Source organism: Sunxiuqinia dokdonensis, assembly GCF_001270965.1.
Taxonomy (GTDB): Bacteria; Bacteroidota; Bacteroidia; order Bacteroidales; family Prolixibacteraceae; genus Sunxiuqinia; species Sunxiuqinia dokdonensis.
In genome coordinates this window covers 1-762 of the sequence record NZ_LGIA01000141.1, presented here as the reverse complement: position 1 = coordinate 762, position 762 = coordinate 1, and the positions used below count along the sequence as shown (strand labels likewise).

Genomic DNA, 762 nt, shown 5'->3' with positions numbered 1-762 from the left:
CAATTTCCTTTTCCGTCTGCATCCTGGCCTGCTGCAATTTTTGCTGTTCTTCGTGCGAGCTCTCCGCACTATACACTTGTGGATGATGTGCTGAACCACAAAGCGGACAGGGATCGCCGTCTTGCAATCCCTCGGCAAATGCCTGAAGTTGTGACTTAAGCCTCAATTCATCGGCCTCCTTTTCCATTGATTTGAGCTGGCGTTTAGCCGTCTCAATTTTTTCACGAAGAAATTTCACAGCAGCCAAATGATCCGACGCTTCGGGCAAATCCAGAAATAAGCTATCCTTCAAGAGTTCTTGAATAGTTTGCTTGATTGCAGTATCCTCATCGAAGTATTTTTTAACTTGCTTGTCCGTCTCGTCCAATTGGGTACTCAGATTTTTCTCTTCCACATGCCAGGATTTTGCGTGCGCCAAAACAGCCATATCGGGCAAGCCGGCTTTTCTCGATTTAAGCGAAGTTTCAAGTTTGGTCTTGTCTTCTTTCAGTTTCCCCAATTCCTCATCTGTCTTATTCCAAATTGCACGTCCGTTTTTCAGCCGTTCCTGATCGATTGCTATCTTTTTCGCAAGCTCCCTGATTTTCAATAGCCTCCCCAGCTCATCTGCTTGCTGCTTCAGTTCCTCCCGCTTTTCATAAGCTGGTTTAATTTCTGCCAGCGTCTTTTCAATCGCTTCAATTTCGGCTTCCACTTTCTTTAGTTTTTCCGAATTGTGCTGAACCTGGGCTTCTTTCTGAGCAATTCTTTTGGTGCTTGATT

General features: G+C 45.0%; 1 protein-coding gene. It reads right to left on the bottom strand.

Annotated elements, in window-relative coordinates:
* The coding region (locus NC99_RS22095; RefSeq protein WP_162231178.1) for a coiled-coil domain-containing protein at positions 1-762 on the bottom strand (762 nt) is incomplete at both ends.